Raw genomic sequence first — 14,075 nt, forward strand, 5'->3', positions numbered from 1 at the left:
ACTTACTGATTAATTTCTTGTCTAGCTTTTTCTAAATCTTTTAGAAAATCTTGGTTTCCATTCAAAATTGCAAAGTTTGCTAAAGCTACAGTTCTAGCAGCTTGGATATCACTTTTCCAATGTACTCCGCAAATAACTCGACTTTGGGATTTTCTATCAGCTAACTCAAAAAGCTGCTTAGCTGTTTGTGGTTTTAGCTCTGCTAGAATCATGGCGTAATTCCAAGCTCTAGAGGAGTGTCCAGAAGGGTATGAGTAGCTACTAGGATCCTCATCAGGATCGCAAGGTTTTCTATCAAAAAACACGAAGGGTCTTATTCTTTGGTATTTTTCTTTAGCTGATTGCTTTATATTCGATACATCAGTCGTTGATCTATTTAATAAAGTGTATATTGCAGGAGTTTTGTCTTTAGTAATTTCTTGGCCAAAGGCTTTGCTAAAATCAGCGATATGAACGTCTTGGTCATTAGATGCGTCATGAATTGCTAATTTATAATCAGTAGTATTTTTATTTTGGCTAAATGCTGCTTCTGATATCGCTTTGTCACTAGAAAATGCTAATGAATCTGTACTTGGAGGAGCTCCGATAATACTATCTATATTTATGATTTGATTTTTGGGTATATATCCACTAGGCCAGTTACTAGCAAAAGCGGCTGATAATGTTACAAATATAATAATTGTAATGGATAGAAATTTTTTCATAGTTAGTTTTTTGGGTATTAAATTAGTTTTGGAAAATTATATTAACATATTCAGATGTATAGGAAATATTAGTTAAGAGTAAATCTTTATAAATTTATCCCTTGGTTATCACTTCTAATAGTAACTTTATATTGTTGTAAATATAAAAACAGATGATTTTGATTATAAATTAGATTTCTAAATAGGTGAATTTACAAATATTAAAACTTCTTAATATCAATTCCTAACTTCTTTTGTAGTTTTTCAACATAAGAGAATTCAGTTTCTTTAATAATTAGAATACTATTGCCGGATTTACCCATACGACCTGTTCTACCTGCTCGATGTTGGTAATCTTCTGCTTTGGATGGGATATCATAATTTATTACAAAATCAACATCATTAATATCAAGTCCTCTAGCTGCAACATCAGATGCAACTAAAACTTTGATTTGTCCACTTTTGAATTTTTTGATGGTATTAGCTCTATCAATTTTATTTTGTTCACCATGAATAGAGCCAACCCCACATTCTAGTTTATCTATTTTTTTTGTGACGAAATCAACATCATTATTTCTATGTAGAAATACTATAGATTTGGAAGGAGATATTTTGTTTAGTAACTTTCGTAATGTATCGGTTTTACGATTACCATCAGCTGTGATATAGCTATGTTCTATAGTTTCTTTTTCTTTGGAGTTATCAATAAGCTCTAAATTTTCGATAAAACTACTCGCAATATCAAAGGCGTGGTTTTTGATAGTAGCAGAGCCTAATATATATTGTAGATTTGTGGTTTTAGAGATGATTTGTTTTAAAAGCTTTAAGCTGTCATCTTCAAGCATACGATCTGCCTCATCAATAATACAGTATTGTAGATGAGCAGCCTTTAGTTTTTTTTGATCGATAAGTTCTAGAATCCTGCCAACAGAGCCAACTACAATATTTGGTTTTTTCTTTAATTTTTCTTTTTGTCTGTCTATCGATGCTTTACCAATTAGTGCTAGTGATTTAATGCCTATACTTGAGAATGTCTCATTTATAAAATTACTAATTTGAATGGCTAACTCATGAGTAGGTGTGAAAAAAACAACTTGTGTAAGAGGTTTTTTATCTATTAATAATTTATTCATAATTGGCAAAATATAAGCAAGTGTTTTACCGCTACCAGTTGGTGATTTTAGCCAGATATTTTCTCCATTTGAGATTTTTTCATAGCTTAAAATCTGTGAGTTTGTAGGTATTTTGATATTTTTATTTTCTAATATTTCTATGATGTTTTGGCTTAAGTTTAAGTCTGAAAATAACATAAATAGGTATATTTAAATTGTTATATATGGATAATAGCATATTAGGATGATAATGGCCTAAATTGTTATATCTATTATCTAAGATATGATAATATTTTGCTCAAAAGATTTTTTTAAAAATAAATTTATTAAATGAGAACGGACGATTTTGATTATAAGTTACCAGAAGAGTTAATTGCTAGCTATCCTTTAGAAAACAGAGATGCTAGTAGGTTGTTAAAATTGAATAAGCAGACTGGCGAGATCTTAGATCATAAATTTACTGATTTTATTGATTTTATCAATCCTGAAGATCTGCTTATCTTTAATAATAGTAAAGTAATGCTAGCTAGACTATATGGTGAAAAAACTACAGGCGCAAAGCTTGAATATCTTATAGAAAGAGTTAAAACACCTAAAATTTTTGAAACACATATTAAAGCAAATCGCTCACCAGCGATAGGCAGTGAAATATATGTCCAAGACACTTTAGCAAAAGTATTAGAAAAAGATGGGGGAATGTATCTACTTGAACTGCAGGGTAATAAAGATATCTATCAATTGATGGAAGAGTTTGGGCATATTCCTTTACCTCCGTATATGAAGCGAGATGATGAAGAATTTGATGCTGAACGATATCAAACAGTTTATGCAAAAGATTTAGGCTCTGTTGCTGCTCCAACAGCTGGTTTGCACTTTTCAGAAGAGCTAATGCAACAAATAAAAGCTAAGGGTACTGATATAGCTTATATCACTTTACATGTTGGATCAGGAACTTTTAAACCTGTTCAAGTTGATGATGTCAATAACCATAAGATGCATTCAGAAGTTATATCTGTATCTGAAGATGTTTGTGAGAAAATTCGTCAAACTAAAGCTAATGGTGGTAGAGTAATAGCTATTGGTACAACTTCTGTACGCTCACTTGAAACAGCAGGTCAAAGTGGAGAAATTCAGCCTTATCAAGGTGAGACTGATATTTTCTTATATCCAGGTAAAAAGTTTAATATCGTTGATGCAATGATTACTAATTTTCACTTGCCTAAGTCTACTCTAATTATGCTAGTTAGTGCATTTGCAGATAAAGAAAAGATTATGAAAGCATATGAGCATGCTATAGCTGAAAAATATAGATTTTTTAGTTATGGTGATGCGATGTTTATTTTTTAAAAAAACAAGGAGTGTTTCAAATGAAGTACTTAAAAACAATAGTGTGTGTAGTGTCAATTGTTTTATTAGGTTCATGCTCAAATGAGCAAGATACTTCAGATGCTAGCAGTAATGCATCAATTAAAAGTAATTTTAAAGATATAGGTGATTCTGTTGGAGATTCTGCTAAAGATGTAACTAAAAGTATAGGCCATGATTCGAAAAATATAGTTGATGATAATGGTGATGGTTCTATTAAAGAAAACTTTGAAAATATGGGTGACTCCATAGGTGAAGCTGCTAGGGATATAACTAGAAGTATAGGTCATGGTACGAGAAATATAGTAGATGGTAATTGATAGTTATAATAAAGGAGTCTTAAAAATGAAATATCTAAAGTTGGTTTATTGTGTTATGTTAGTTGCTCTATTAGGAGCATGTTCTGATAGTGGAGATAGTTCAAGCAATAATGGATCTGTAAAAGGAAACTTCAAGGATATGGGTGACTCAATAGGACATGCAGCAAGAGATGTGACAAGAAGCATAGGTCACGATTCAAGAAATATAGTTGATGGTGATTAAGAATATAGCTATTCTTTAAGAAGTATAGCTTTATTTGCTAAGGAGAGGACTCATGTTAAGAAGTGGTAAACAAATATTAAAAGATTTTTTTGATGTATTTGATATAGAATATGTTTTTGGCAATCCAGGAACTACAGAAACTACATTTTTAGATGTGGTTGCTCAAAGTGATAATTGTAAATATATCTTGGGGCTACACGAGTCTGTCGCTACGGGTATTGCTGCTGGATATGCTTTGGAAAGTGGGAAACCTTCGGTATTAAATATACATACTTATCCAGGTTTAGCAAATGCTATGAGTAATATGTTTAATGCTTATGCTGCAGGGATTCCACTATTTGTAATAGCTGGACAGCAAAACAGAAGTCATCTTATTCATAAGCCAATATTATCAGGAAATTTAACTGAACTTGCAAAAACAGCAACAAAAACACAGTATGAAGTTCAACACGTATCAGATTTAAGTATTGCATTACAAAGATGTTATTTGGAGTCGTTAGAATCTAAAATGCCTACTTTTTTATCTATACCTATGGAAATTTATACGGATGAGTGTAGTACAGGATATTTTAAAAAGACTAAAATACTAAATGACACTCAAGCAACAGATTTAACAGAGATTATTAACCATTTAGAAGAATGTAAAAGTATTGTTTTTGTTGTTGATGCAGAGGTTATTTGGAGTGCTAAAACCAGATCAAATCTTCAGCAGCTTAGTAATAAAGTAGGTGCCGATATCTATTTAGCACCATTTGCTGTCAAAACTTCTATTGATGTGAGTTTTGATAATTATAAAGGCGTTTTACCAGCTGTTTCGTTAGAGGCTAATAATATATTATCTAAATATGAAACGGTTGTTTTATTGGGAGAAAAAATCCAGTCTTTTCTGTATCATGAAAAGCAAACAATACCCCAACAAAATACTTTAATTCAGTTTAGTAATGGTAATATAAGGACTAGATATGATTATCCTTTCGATTATGTTATTAGAGGGGAAATTGGTAATAACCTTTCGATCATTGCTGATCATTTCGATACTAAACAAACTAAATATAAAAAGAGTTTTGAATTGGAGGAAATTAATACAAATAAAGATAGCATCTTATTTGATATTTTAGATTATTGTTATCGTGATACAGCTATTGTCATAGAGGGTTCTACGAACCAGACACATCTTGAAGAATTAACATATATATTAAAGTTTTCAAAGGTCTATTATGAACCTCGTGGTGGTGCTTTAGGTATGGCAATGCCACTATCTGTAGGTATTTCTTTATATACTAATAAACATACCATATGTTTTGTTGGTGATGGTGGTAGTTTGTATTCTATTCATAGTATTTGGACCGCCGCTAGATATAATATTCCTGTTATATTTATTTGTACTATCAATGATGAGTATAAAATCTTAAAACAATTATGGCACTTGCAGGTTCCACAAACACCAGAGAAAGACTATGTAGGAATGGATATTACAAATCCACGATTAGATTTGAGTAGTATAGCTAAAGGTTTTGGCGCGAAAACTATTACGACTAATAGAAGCAACTATAAAGATTCTTTGGACCAAGCTTTTAAATTTAATGGTCCCACATTTATCACTATATCATCTGATGACTGTTAGGTTCAAAATCTTTGCGATAGCTATATCCTTTTAGCTTTTAGTAATTTATTATTATCAATATTAATGAAAATTAAGTTAGTTAGATAATGAAGAAAGCATTTTTTTTTGATATTGATGGCACTCTAGTATACGAACATAAAGGAGAGCTTTTTGTCTCAGATAAAAATATCCAAGCAATCAAAAAGTTAAGAAAGCAAGGTTATAAGACTTTTATAGCTACAGGTAGATCACCGAGTTTCATTCCTTCAGCAGTTCTTGATTTGCCTATGGACGGTTATGTTACAGCAAATGGTTCTGTAGTCAGTGTTGGTGATAAACTTGTCTATGAGAAGCTATTTCCACAAAGTGCGATTGATAATGTTTTAGAGTTTTGTGAAAAGCACAATCATGACTGGCTTTTCGAGGGTGAATTTGCATATGTGAACAACCTTGAATCAGAAGATCTTAATTATTTTTATGATAACGTTATAGTAAGTAAGGATAAGATCATTACAACACATAACTTATATAATGTAACAATTTATAATGCTTTAGTTTTGGGTAGAAATGTTGATACTGTAGCTTTAGAACATACGCTTGGAGAAGAGTGTGTGATAGCTCCGCATAATGAAAATGGTTATGTTGACTGTTATTTAGCAGGACATACCAAAGCAGATGGTATAAATAAGGTTGTAGAATATCTAGATCTTGAAGGATATGAGACATATGCATTTGGTGATGGTAATAATGATCTAGAAATGTTTGATCGTGTTGATGTTGCTGTTGCTATGGATAATGCTTCACCACAATTAAAAGAAAAAGCAAGTCTAATAACTAAAGCAAACTATAATGATGGTGTATATTATGGTTTATTAAAGTTAGGCTTGATTTAGACTTTATTCTTCTGTAGTTTGTTTAGTGGTGGGGGCTAAAATTAACAAACAAAGGAAGATAAATGAATAAGAAAGTTATATTTACTCTAAGTTTTTTACCTCTACTAGCATTAGCTACAGATCAAAATCAAACATCTTTAAAGGGCTCTGATTTAATATCAAAAGATACGGATCTATACTTATACATCGGCAAACACTCCTGATCAAAAATTTGAAACAGTTGTTGAAAATTGTAATGATAACAAAACAGAGTGTACGTATCAGCTAAGAAACTATGATACAGAAGGTAAGGCAAATGGATATAGTGAGTATACCTATGTCATTAAGAATGGTGCAGTTTTTCAAACGAACACCATGAAAATTAAAGATAGTGAAGGAGCTATTCGGACAGTGAAGCTTGGAGATTCTGAACTTCAAGATACTCCTTTATTTCCTCAAAAAATAGAGTTAAACAAAGCTGAAACTAGCATAGAAACTTATGATAACTATACTATTAAAGAAACATCAAAATATACTAAATTGATTCCTGAAATTACTATCAACAGAAAAACCTATAAAAACTGTATTCAGGCTGAGTTAGAGCAGAATGTAGACTATAAAAATCAACCTAATAAAAATACTAAATATGTTTCTATGATAATTTATTGTAAAGGTGTCGGAGAGGTATATCGTAAATATAGTATGCTCAGTGATAAGGGTGAATATCTTTTTGGACAAAAGGATGTTGAGTTATCTTTGAATTCGATAGCTAAAAATAAGGAAAAACTATGAAAAAGACAATGATTTTAACTTTAGGAATGGCTCCATTATTAATGTTTGCTATAGACTCGGATCAACAAGTACCTCTGAAAGGAAGTGATTATATTACAACAGATGTTGGAGCTACTTATGTTTATGTAGGTCAAAGTTTAGATAATCCAACTAAACTTCTAAGTAATTACAAGCTAACTGTCAAAAGTTGTAATGATGAAAAAACAAAGTGTATATATACTATAAAAGTAGACATTGATGGAATTAAACCATATGAGTCTGTTTATGAAATTAAAGATGGTGCGGTGTATTTTGGAAGTAGTAAGGCAAGAGATGAAGATGGTAGTCTACGAAGCGTGGATCTTAAGCTACAGGAATTATTTCCCAAACATATTATTCTTAATAAAGTTGATAAAATAGATAACACTGATGAAATGTCACATACTACAGGAACTTCGATTATTACAGATGTAATTCCAGAAATAAATATAAATGGTAATACATACAAAAACTGTATTCGTATGGATAATAATGTTACTCAGTGTTTCAATAAAGATCATGGGAATACTTGTAATCACATCATAGACTATGAAATCTATTGTAAAGGTATTGGTTTAGTTACAGAGAATGTTAATGGAGATACTTTACTACTTGAAAAAATTAGCAAAAAATGAGGAGTATATTAGTTATATTCTGGACTATATTGTTCGTATCTACAGCTTGTGCAAGCGACAAATCATTAAATGGTAGTGATTTAATTTCAACAGATGTTGGAACAGCTTATGTTTATGCAATGAAAGATAAGGAAAATGCTAATAAGATAGTTAAAATCTTTAATATTTTTGTTAAAAGCTGTAACAAAGAGAAAACTCAGTGTACATATCAGTCAAGATCATATGATTCAAAAGGAAAGGAGCAGCTTATTAGAGAATATACATATCTTGTTAAAGATGGTGCAGTATATGAGGTAGATAATAAGATTGTTGGTGATGATGGTATCCTCCATTCTCTTGAGTACGAGAGTGATTCGACTATTCAACAAACCCCTTTATTTACTCAAAAAATAGAGTTAAATAAACCAGAAATTATTGATACTTCTAATAATGAATACAGTGTTAAAGGTGTATCTGAGTATACAAAATTTATCCCACACATTACTATAAATGGTAATACTTATAAAGACTGTGTTCAGTTAGAGTTTAAAACAAATCAGCACTTTTATAATGGATCTTCTGAAGATATGGAGCTTAGTGGGATTGAGATTTATTGTAAAGGAATTGGTCAAGTTAAAAATATATTTAATAATTATGATCCTAATACTAAAGAGTATGTGCAAAATGGCGCAGAAAATTTTTTGTATTCTGTAAATAAAAATACTAATGTGTGAAATAAGGGTAAAAAATGTCTAAATAAAGCCTTTGTTTAAGACATTTAATAAGTATGTATCATAAAAAACAGCAGTTATCCTCGTGCATGGGGATCTCTTAAATATTAAGAAGATTCCAGCCTTTGCGAGAATGACATGATGATTGAATCAATAGTCTTATATTATAGTATTTATGCTTTAGGCTTTGTAAACGCTAAAATATAAAAAAGAGGAGCATTTATAAGCGCGATTATGTATTTAATAACTAATGTTGAAATTATAACTTCAAAAACATATTCCGTAGGTATAATTCCTGCAAATGCAAATCCATAAGTTATAAGTGTAGTATCAAGAATTTGAGATATTAAAGTTGAGCCTGTGTTTCTTAGCCATAACCATTTTATATCAGAGCTAAAGCTTTTTATCTTAGAGTATATGAGTACATCAAATAGTTGAGATACAAGATAAACTAGGTTTCCAATAATTACAGCTTTTAAAGCGCCACCATTTATTGAGAAAAATAAATTTAAAGAGTTATTTACATCATTATAAAAATCATCATTCAAACTTGTGAATAGCGTTGAGATAAACATCAAAAGCACGAATGATAGACCAAAAAAGATCGATTTTAGGACGGCTTTGCGTGCTTCTTGTCGACCATATTTCTCGTTGAGCAAGTCATTTGCTGTAAATATGCCACCAAACATTACATTGCCAAGTGTTGCAACAATATGAAAACCAGTAATATCATAAGCAACCCCTTTGTTAACTTGGATATTTGCGGCAATAACACTAATAACTATAAATACATGTAATCCTTTTTTGCCAAAAAGCTTATAAGCTAGAAACAAGACAAAGAAGTCTACAAAAGTAAATAGTATTAAAAGATTGAAATTTGTCATTTATATTCCTTTAGTTTTGTTAACCCTGGATAGTTACGAACAGGGGATTAAAAATCTGCTATAATATAGCAAAATAATTTCTTGATAACAAATAAACTTTTTAAAGGAGTTAAAATGCGTTTTGCTCATGTCATGTTGCGCGTTAAAGATTTAGATAGATCCATAGATTTTTATACAAATATATTGGGAATGACTGTTCAAAAGAAGATGGATAATCCACAGTATAAATATACTTTAGCATTTCTTGGTTATGGTGATATTTCGGATCATACTGTATTGGAATTAACATATAACTGGGGTGACCATGAGTATGATCATGGTAATGCTTTCGGTCACCTATGTATGCAGGTAGATGATGTCTATAAGGCATGTGAAGATGTCAAAGCAAAAGGCGGTATCGTAACTCGTGAAGCTGGTCCTGTAAAAGGTGGTACTCAAGTTATAGCATTTATAAAAGATCCAGATGGTTATCAAATAGAGCTTATCGATTAATGAATAAAGACAAGTTAAATATACTAGTAATTAGGGGCTACTATAGTAAAGGTGATAGTGTTGAGCATATTGATATTGATGGTATCAAAGCTAAGATAACAACAGTGGCTCTAGGTCGACCAGTATTTGTAAAGCGTAAGCTTAAAAGAATTATCAATAAGTATAAAGTTAGCGCTAATAACTATGATCTTATCTATGCAATATCAATGTCTGCGGGTATTTCATCTTTAATTGATGAAGCCTTGTATCAAAGACTTCATTTGATTACGCCATTTTTTATTCATCATAAAACAATGAGAGTTCTTGGTAAGATTAAGATTAGAAAGATGTTAGGAGCATACTTATTACTATTGTTTAATGGCAAGCTTGGGAAATTCCATGAAGCAATAAAGGTTACTTTAGCTGAGAACGATAACGTTGTTGATAATAAATTCTTTGAGAGTACTTGGGGAAATGTCAATTTAATTAAAGGAATAGATCATACCCTGACTAAAGAAGTAGTTGAAGATATTATTAGAAAAGATATTGAGAATTTAAGAAAAGAAGTTTTTGGTGGAGAAGAAGTCTGTTAGCTATTGTGTCTTATAGGCAATAACTCTTAATCGGATATAATCTGCATACCACTTATTATTTTTATACAAATATGGTTTAGCGATTTTCTCAGCATATTCTAAGAATTCATTAGTATTAGTTACTTTATCTAATAAATTCTTTCTAAAAGTCATAGCCCAGTTTCTAAAGCCATTAGAGCCTTCTAATAGCGTAGGTCTTTCAAATAGAATGGCATATTTGACTAAAAAGCCATTATTTTCAAGTAGAGAAGTATACTCCGAAATACTTGGGTAAAAATTCTCAAGACTATAGTCTTGGATAGCATATTTTTGAGATGCTTTATCTAAACTTGCTAATAGATTTTTTATATTTCCTTTACCGCCCATCTCTAAGACAAATCTACCATTTTTCTTCAAAATTTTATTTACATTTTTTATGACAGCTGTTGGATTTAGCATCCAGTGTAATGCAGCATTTGAAAAAACAGCATCAAAATTTTCTGAGTTAAAAGGCAAATCTTGTTGAGCATCTGCTTCTATGAACTGTATATTTGGATAATTTTTCTTAGCTTGATTTAACATCTGATTTGATACATCAATACCAACTATGCTAGCTCCTTGTAGTTTTATTTTATTGGTAAGCTCACCCGTACCGCATCCAATATCTAAAATTTTCTCATCTTTTTGAGGGCTTAGAAGCTCAACAATTTCATTACCATATTCTGTGACAAACTTGCCTATTGAGTTATATGATTTTGGTTCCCATAAATTATTATTACTCATGGTTTATTTTAACCTCTTGATATAGTTGAATGATGAAATAACCAGTATATAAGCAATCCCCATATACCAAAGACTAATCCAACAAGTATCCAAATGTTTTTTGGTAAAATTATCGTAGTAAGTCTTCTGTCTAAGACTTTAGGAATATCTTTTGCTATTCCTAAGCCACAAAAAATGTGAATTAAGACTGTAAAAGCTGTAATAATAGGAAGTGAATTATTAATCAAAGTTACTGAAATAGTATTTATATCCATGTACAAAAAACCTTTAAAATACAATTTTTGAATGTGCTTTTGAACTATAGGTATTCATATAATGTTCGGCCACAATCTCTAAGACCTCATCAATACTATCAACAAGAGTTAGAAGATTAACTTCTTCTTTACTAACCACACCTTTTTGTACTAAGGTGGTTTTTATCCACGCCATTAATCCGCCCCAAAAATCTTTACCATAGAGGATAATTGGCATTTTGACTTTTTTGCCTGTTTGAATCAGAGTTGTAATATCAAAAAGCTCATCTAGAGTACCAAAGCCACCAGGCATGACTATATATGACATGGAGTGTTTGATAAACATTGCCTTACGCGTAAAGAAGTATCTGTAAATCAAAAAGACATCTTGATAGCTATTAGGTTTTTGCTCGTGAGGTAGGGTTATATTTAGACCTATACTTGAGCAAGATCCTTGTTGAGCGCCTTTGTTTCCTGCTTCCATAATTCCAGGACCACCACCTGTGATGACAGCAAAGCCATGATTTGACAAAGATTTAGCTAGTTCAACAGTATCTTTGTAGTACTTATCATCTTCGGAAATCCTTGCTGAACCAAATATACTAATAGCTGGAGATATCTTATCTAATCTTTCATATCCTTCGACAAGTTCGGATGATATTTTCATAATATCCCAACTTGCCTTAGCTTTATCAAAACCCATTTCGCTAGATGGTGCAGAGACTATTTTTTTTTCTTTCCAATGCATAGGTAATCACCTTAAAATTAAGCTAGTGTTTTATATTACTATTAATTATAATTATATCTATTAGCTTGGGATATTGCTATACAGCTTATGTTGGTTGTAATTAATCAAGCAAAGTTTTAATTTAATCTACTAAAGGAGATATTAAATGGGTTTTTTAGCAGGAAAGAAGATACTAGTTACTGGTCTGTTAAGCAATAAATCAATCGCTTACGGTATTGCAAAAGCTCTTCATAGAGAAGGTGCAGAACTTGCGTTTACTTATGTTGGTCAATTCAAAGAAAGAGTAGAGAAGCTAAGTGAAGAGTTCAATCCAGCTGCAATTTTACCTTGTGATGTAACTTCTGATCAAGAGATGAAAGACTTGTTTGTTGAGCTAGGTAAAGTTTGGGATGGTCTAGATGGTCTTATTCACTCTATCGCTTTTGCTCCTCGTGATCAGTTAGGTGGCGATTTTATAGATACAGTTACTCGTGAAGGTTTCGCTATTGCTCATGATATCAGTGCTTACTCTTTTGCTGCCTTAGCTAGAGAAGGTCGTGCGATGATGAAGGGAAGAAATGCTTCTATCGTAGGTCTTACATATATTGGTGCTGAAAAAGCTATGCCTAGTTATAATACTATGGGTGTTGCTAAGGCATCTTTAGAAGCTACTATGAGATATACAGCTCTTGCATTAGGTCCAGATGGAATTAATGTTAACTGTGTTTCAGCTGGTCCAATCAAAACTTTGGCAGCTTCAGGTATTGCTAATTTCAAAAAGATGTTGGATTACAATGCTACAGTATCACCACTTAAGAAAAACGTTGATATTATGGAAGTTGGTAATACAGTTGCATTCTTATGTTCTGATATGGCTTCTGGTATTACAGGCGAAAATATTCACGTTGATGCTGGTTATCATAGCGTTTTAATGGGTAATGTTCTTTAATTATTCTAAATTAGCCTAATCCAATTTTTCTGGTTTAATTTTACACATTTCATATAATTAAAATTGATATATTTTATAAAAATTATTAGTTTTAACTATTTATCTTAATTATTGATAATAACCTTACAAAATTAAATTTATAAGGTTGTTTATGAAAAATAGAGCTTTAAACTTTGTGTTTGCTTCAATGTGTGCTTTTGGAGTATCTCAAGGTGTTGCACAAACAAATCCACAGTGTTTAGATAAGTCTTTCACCTTACAGCTTCTTGGTTCTGGTGGACCAATTACAGATGATGCTAGAGCATCTGCAGGTGAGTTGATATGGATTGATGGTAAATCTAAAGTTTTGATTGATGCTGGTGGTGGTACATATCTTAGATTTGGTCAATCAGGAGCTAGATTAGAAGATTTAGACTCAATCAATATGACTCATTTCCATGCTGATCATTCAGCAGATATTCCAGCGATATTAAAAGGAGCATATTTCTCCAAAAGAACAGAGAATCTTCCATTCTCAGGTCCTACACATTCAGGTCTTTTCCCAAGTGCGACGGATTTTCTTCAGAGAGTATTTGGAAAAGATCATGGTGCTTTTGCATATTTACATGGAATACTTACGGGTACAGATGGTTTCCCTTTTAAGCTTGATCCTGTAACAAATATTGATTATACAAAATTAGAGCCAACTAAGGTTTTTTCAAATGATGAATTTACTGTTTGGGCTTTAGGTATTCCTAAAGGTGATGTTCCAACTTTGGCATATAAGATTGTGTCTAAGAAAGGCACTATCGTTGTAACTGGTGCTGGTGGTAGTAATGAACATGATAAATTTAGAGATGCGTTTATTAAATTTGCAAAAAATGCAGATATTCTAATGATGCCTATGCCAATTGACGAAAGTGCTGATGCGGCAGGTAGTTTCTTACATGCTAAGCCGTCAGTGATTGGACAAGTTGCTGCAGCAGTTAATCCAAAAGCATTAGTTTTAAGTCATTTCTTAGGTAAAGGTTTGGTACTTAAAGACGAGTCAACAAAAATAGTTAAAAAGTATTATAAAGGGCCTGTTTATGAAGGTCGAGATTTAGCATGTTTCCCAGTTAATGGAGTTAAATAGGAGAATTTA

General features: G+C 31.6%; 19 protein-coding genes. 13 read left to right on the plus strand and 6 right to left on the minus strand.

The window, feature by feature from the left end; genetic code table 11:
• Nucleotides 1-2 precede the first annotated feature (2 nt).
• Nucleotides 3-704 (minus strand): acid phosphatase, encoded by a 702-nt coding sequence (locus FTPG_RS05675; protein ID WP_004287472.1) that lies wholly within the window; start codon nt 702-704, stop codon nt 3-5.
• A gap of 200 nt (nt 705-904) precedes the next feature.
• Nucleotides 905-1,993: a DEAD/DEAH box helicase gene (locus FTPG_RS05680; protein WP_004287473.1), complete on the minus strand. Its 1,089-nt coding sequence runs from the start codon at nt 1,991-1,993 to the stop codon at nt 905-907.
• A gap of 132 nt (nt 1,994-2,125) precedes the next feature.
• Here FTPG_RS05680 and queA point away from each other — a divergent pair, with 132 nt between their 5' ends.
• The 9 genes from queA to FTPG_RS05720 all read left to right on the plus strand — a co-directional run bounded on the left by queA (nt 2,126) and on the right by FTPG_RS05720 (nt 8,336).
• The gene (gene queA / locus FTPG_RS05685; RefSeq protein WP_004287474.1) at nt 2,126-3,142 is read left to right on the plus strand and encodes a tRNA preQ1(34) S-adenosylmethionine ribosyltransferase-isomerase QueA; all 1,017 of its coding nucleotides are present in this window, start codon (nt 2,126-2,128) and stop codon (nt 3,140-3,142) included.
• Nucleotides 3,143-3,162: 20 nt separating this feature from the next.
• A complete protein-coding gene (locus FTPG_RS05690) occupies nt 3,163-3,480 on the plus strand; it encodes a hypothetical protein (protein WP_035722493.1) in 318 nt (105 codons plus the stop codon).
• A 25-nt stretch (nt 3,481-3,505) separates the two neighbouring features.
• A complete protein-coding gene (locus FTPG_RS05695; RefSeq protein ID WP_012280790.1) occupies nt 3,506-3,703 on the plus strand; it encodes a hypothetical protein in 198 nt (65 codons plus the stop codon).
• A gap of 52 nt (nt 3,704-3,755) precedes the next feature.
• Entirely contained in the window at nt 3,756-5,327 is a 1,572-nt protein-coding gene (locus FTPG_RS05700) for a thiamine pyrophosphate-binding protein (protein WP_035722503.1), read from the plus strand.
• Nucleotides 5,328-5,413: 86 nt separating this feature from the next.
• Nucleotides 5,414-6,199, plus strand: coding sequence for a Cof-type HAD-IIB family hydrolase (locus tag FTPG_RS05705; RefSeq protein WP_004287478.1), 786 nt, complete (start codon nt 5,414-5,416; stop codon nt 6,197-6,199).
• A gap of 62 nt (nt 6,200-6,261) precedes the next feature.
• The gene (locus FTPG_RS09870; RefSeq protein ID WP_234367163.1) at nt 6,262-6,402 is read left to right on the plus strand and encodes a hypothetical protein; all 141 of its coding nucleotides are present in this window, start codon (nt 6,262-6,264) and stop codon (nt 6,400-6,402) included.
• Nucleotides 6,403-6,553: 151 nt separating this feature from the next.
• Complete coding sequence (locus FTPG_RS09875; protein WP_004287479.1) at nt 6,554-6,970, plus strand: hypothetical protein; 417 nt, start codon at nt 6,554-6,556, stop codon at nt 6,968-6,970.
• On the plus strand, nt 6,967-7,623 hold the full coding sequence (locus FTPG_RS05715) for a hypothetical protein (RefSeq protein WP_004287480.1): 657 nt from the start codon (nt 6,967-6,969) through the stop codon (nt 7,621-7,623). The genes FTPG_RS09875 and FTPG_RS05715 overlap by 4 nt, the downstream gene beginning before the upstream one ends.
• Nucleotides 7,620-8,336: a hypothetical protein gene (locus tag FTPG_RS05720; protein WP_004287481.1), complete on the plus strand. Its 717-nt coding sequence runs from the start codon at nt 7,620-7,622 to the stop codon at nt 8,334-8,336. The genes FTPG_RS05715 and FTPG_RS05720 overlap by 4 nt, the downstream gene beginning before the upstream one ends.
• Nucleotides 8,337-8,506: 170 nt before the next feature.
• Here the strand turns inward: FTPG_RS05720 and FTPG_RS05725 are convergent, their stop codons facing one another.
• The gene (locus FTPG_RS05725) at nt 8,507-9,217 is read right to left on the minus strand and encodes a queuosine precursor transporter (protein ID WP_004287482.1); all 711 of its coding nucleotides are present in this window, start codon (nt 9,215-9,217) and stop codon (nt 8,507-8,509) included.
• Nucleotides 9,218-9,331: 114 nt separating this feature from the next.
• Between FTPG_RS05725 and gloA the strand changes: the two genes are divergently transcribed.
• Nucleotides 9,332-9,709: a lactoylglutathione lyase gene (gene gloA, locus FTPG_RS05730; protein ID WP_004287483.1), complete on the plus strand. Its 378-nt coding sequence runs from the start codon at nt 9,332-9,334 to the stop codon at nt 9,707-9,709.
• Complete coding sequence (locus FTPG_RS05735) at nt 9,709-10,281, plus strand: hypothetical protein (protein ID WP_004287484.1); 573 nt, start codon at nt 9,709-9,711, stop codon at nt 10,279-10,281. Before gloA ends, FTPG_RS05735 begins: the two co-directional genes overlap by 1 nt.
• On the opposite strand, the gene FTPG_RS05740 is transcribed toward FTPG_RS05735, so the two are convergent.
• From FTPG_RS05740 to FTPG_RS05750, 3 genes are read right to left on the minus strand one after another with little or no spacing between them, the layout of a single operon-like run.
• Complete coding sequence (locus FTPG_RS05740; RefSeq protein ID WP_004287485.1) at nt 10,282-11,043, minus strand: class I SAM-dependent methyltransferase; 762 nt, start codon at nt 11,041-11,043, stop codon at nt 10,282-10,284. It abuts the gene before it with no gap.
• 8 nt (nt 11,044-11,051) lie between these two features.
• Complete coding sequence (locus tag FTPG_RS05745) at nt 11,052-11,297, minus strand: hypothetical protein (RefSeq protein ID WP_012280797.1); 246 nt, start codon at nt 11,295-11,297, stop codon at nt 11,052-11,054.
• A 13-nt stretch (nt 11,298-11,310) separates the two neighbouring features.
• Nucleotides 11,311-12,024, minus strand: a complete 714-nt coding sequence (locus FTPG_RS05750) for an LOG family protein (RefSeq protein ID WP_004287487.1) — start codon at nt 12,022-12,024, stop codon at nt 11,311-11,313.
• A gap of 145 nt (nt 12,025-12,169) precedes the next feature.
• Here FTPG_RS05750 and FTPG_RS05755 point away from each other — a divergent pair, with 145 nt between their 5' ends.
• Nucleotides 12,170-12,952, plus strand: coding sequence for an enoyl-ACP reductase FabI (locus FTPG_RS05755; protein ID WP_004287488.1), 783 nt, complete (start codon nt 12,170-12,172; stop codon nt 12,950-12,952).
• Nucleotides 12,953-13,103: 151 nt separating this feature from the next.
• Nucleotides 13,104-14,066, plus strand: a complete 963-nt coding sequence (locus FTPG_RS05760) for an MBL fold metallo-hydrolase (protein WP_035722505.1) — start codon at nt 13,104-13,106, stop codon at nt 14,064-14,066.
• Nucleotides 14,067-14,075: the final 9 nt, after the last annotated feature.

This window comes from Francisella philomiragia subsp. philomiragia ATCC 25015 (assembly GCF_000156715.1).
In the GTDB taxonomy this organism is placed as follows: Bacteria; Pseudomonadota; Gammaproteobacteria; order Francisellales; family Francisellaceae; genus Francisella; species Francisella philomiragia.

Coding starts and splice junctions, on each gene's coding strand:
- gloA (WP_004287483.1), top strand. CDS start 9,332: ATGCGTTTTGCTCATGTCATGTTGCGCGTTAAAGATTTAGATAGATCC.
- FTPG_RS05705 (WP_004287478.1), top strand. CDS start 5,414: ATGAAGAAAGCATTTTTTTTTGATATTGATGGCACTCTAGTATACGAA.
- FTPG_RS05690 (WP_035722493.1), top strand. CDS start 3,163: ATGAAGTACTTAAAAACAATAGTGTGTGTAGTGTCAATTGTTTTATTA.
- FTPG_RS05700 (WP_035722503.1), top strand. CDS start 3,756: ATGTTAAGAAGTGGTAAACAAATATTAAAAGATTTTTTTGATGTATTT.
- FTPG_RS05725 (WP_004287482.1), bottom strand. CDS start 9,217: ATGACAAATTTCAATCTTTTAATACTATTTACTTTTGTAGACTTCTTT.
- FTPG_RS05695 (WP_012280790.1), top strand. CDS start 3,506: ATGAAATATCTAAAGTTGGTTTATTGTGTTATGTTAGTTGCTCTATTA.
- FTPG_RS05740 (WP_004287485.1), bottom strand. CDS start 11,043: ATGAGTAATAATAATTTATGGGAACCAAAATCATATAACTCAATAGGC.
- FTPG_RS05745 (WP_012280797.1), bottom strand. CDS start 11,297: ATGGATATAAATACTATTTCAGTAACTTTGATTAATAATTCACTTCCT.
- FTPG_RS05750 (WP_004287487.1), bottom strand. CDS start 12,024: ATGCATTGGAAAGAAAAAAAAATAGTCTCTGCACCATCTAGCGAAATG.
- FTPG_RS05715 (WP_004287480.1), top strand. CDS start 6,967: ATGAAAAAGACAATGATTTTAACTTTAGGAATGGCTCCATTATTAATG.
- FTPG_RS09875 (WP_004287479.1), top strand. CDS start 6,554: ATGAAAATTAAAGATAGTGAAGGAGCTATTCGGACAGTGAAGCTTGGA.
- FTPG_RS09870 (WP_234367163.1), top strand. CDS start 6,262: ATGAATAAGAAAGTTATATTTACTCTAAGTTTTTTACCTCTACTAGCA.
- FTPG_RS05755 (WP_004287488.1), top strand. CDS start 12,170: ATGGGTTTTTTAGCAGGAAAGAAGATACTAGTTACTGGTCTGTTAAGC.
- FTPG_RS05675 (WP_004287472.1), bottom strand. CDS start 704: ATGAAAAAATTTCTATCCATTACAATTATTATATTTGTAACATTATCA.
- FTPG_RS05735 (WP_004287484.1), top strand. CDS start 9,709: ATGAATAAAGACAAGTTAAATATACTAGTAATTAGGGGCTACTATAGT.
- queA (WP_004287474.1), top strand. CDS start 2,126: ATGAGAACGGACGATTTTGATTATAAGTTACCAGAAGAGTTAATTGCT.
- FTPG_RS05760 (WP_035722505.1), top strand. CDS start 13,104: ATGAAAAATAGAGCTTTAAACTTTGTGTTTGCTTCAATGTGTGCTTTT.
- FTPG_RS05680 (WP_004287473.1), bottom strand. CDS start 1,993: ATGTTATTTTCAGACTTAAACTTAAGCCAAAACATCATAGAAATATTA.
- FTPG_RS05720 (WP_004287481.1), top strand. CDS start 7,620: ATGAGGAGTATATTAGTTATATTCTGGACTATATTGTTCGTATCTACA.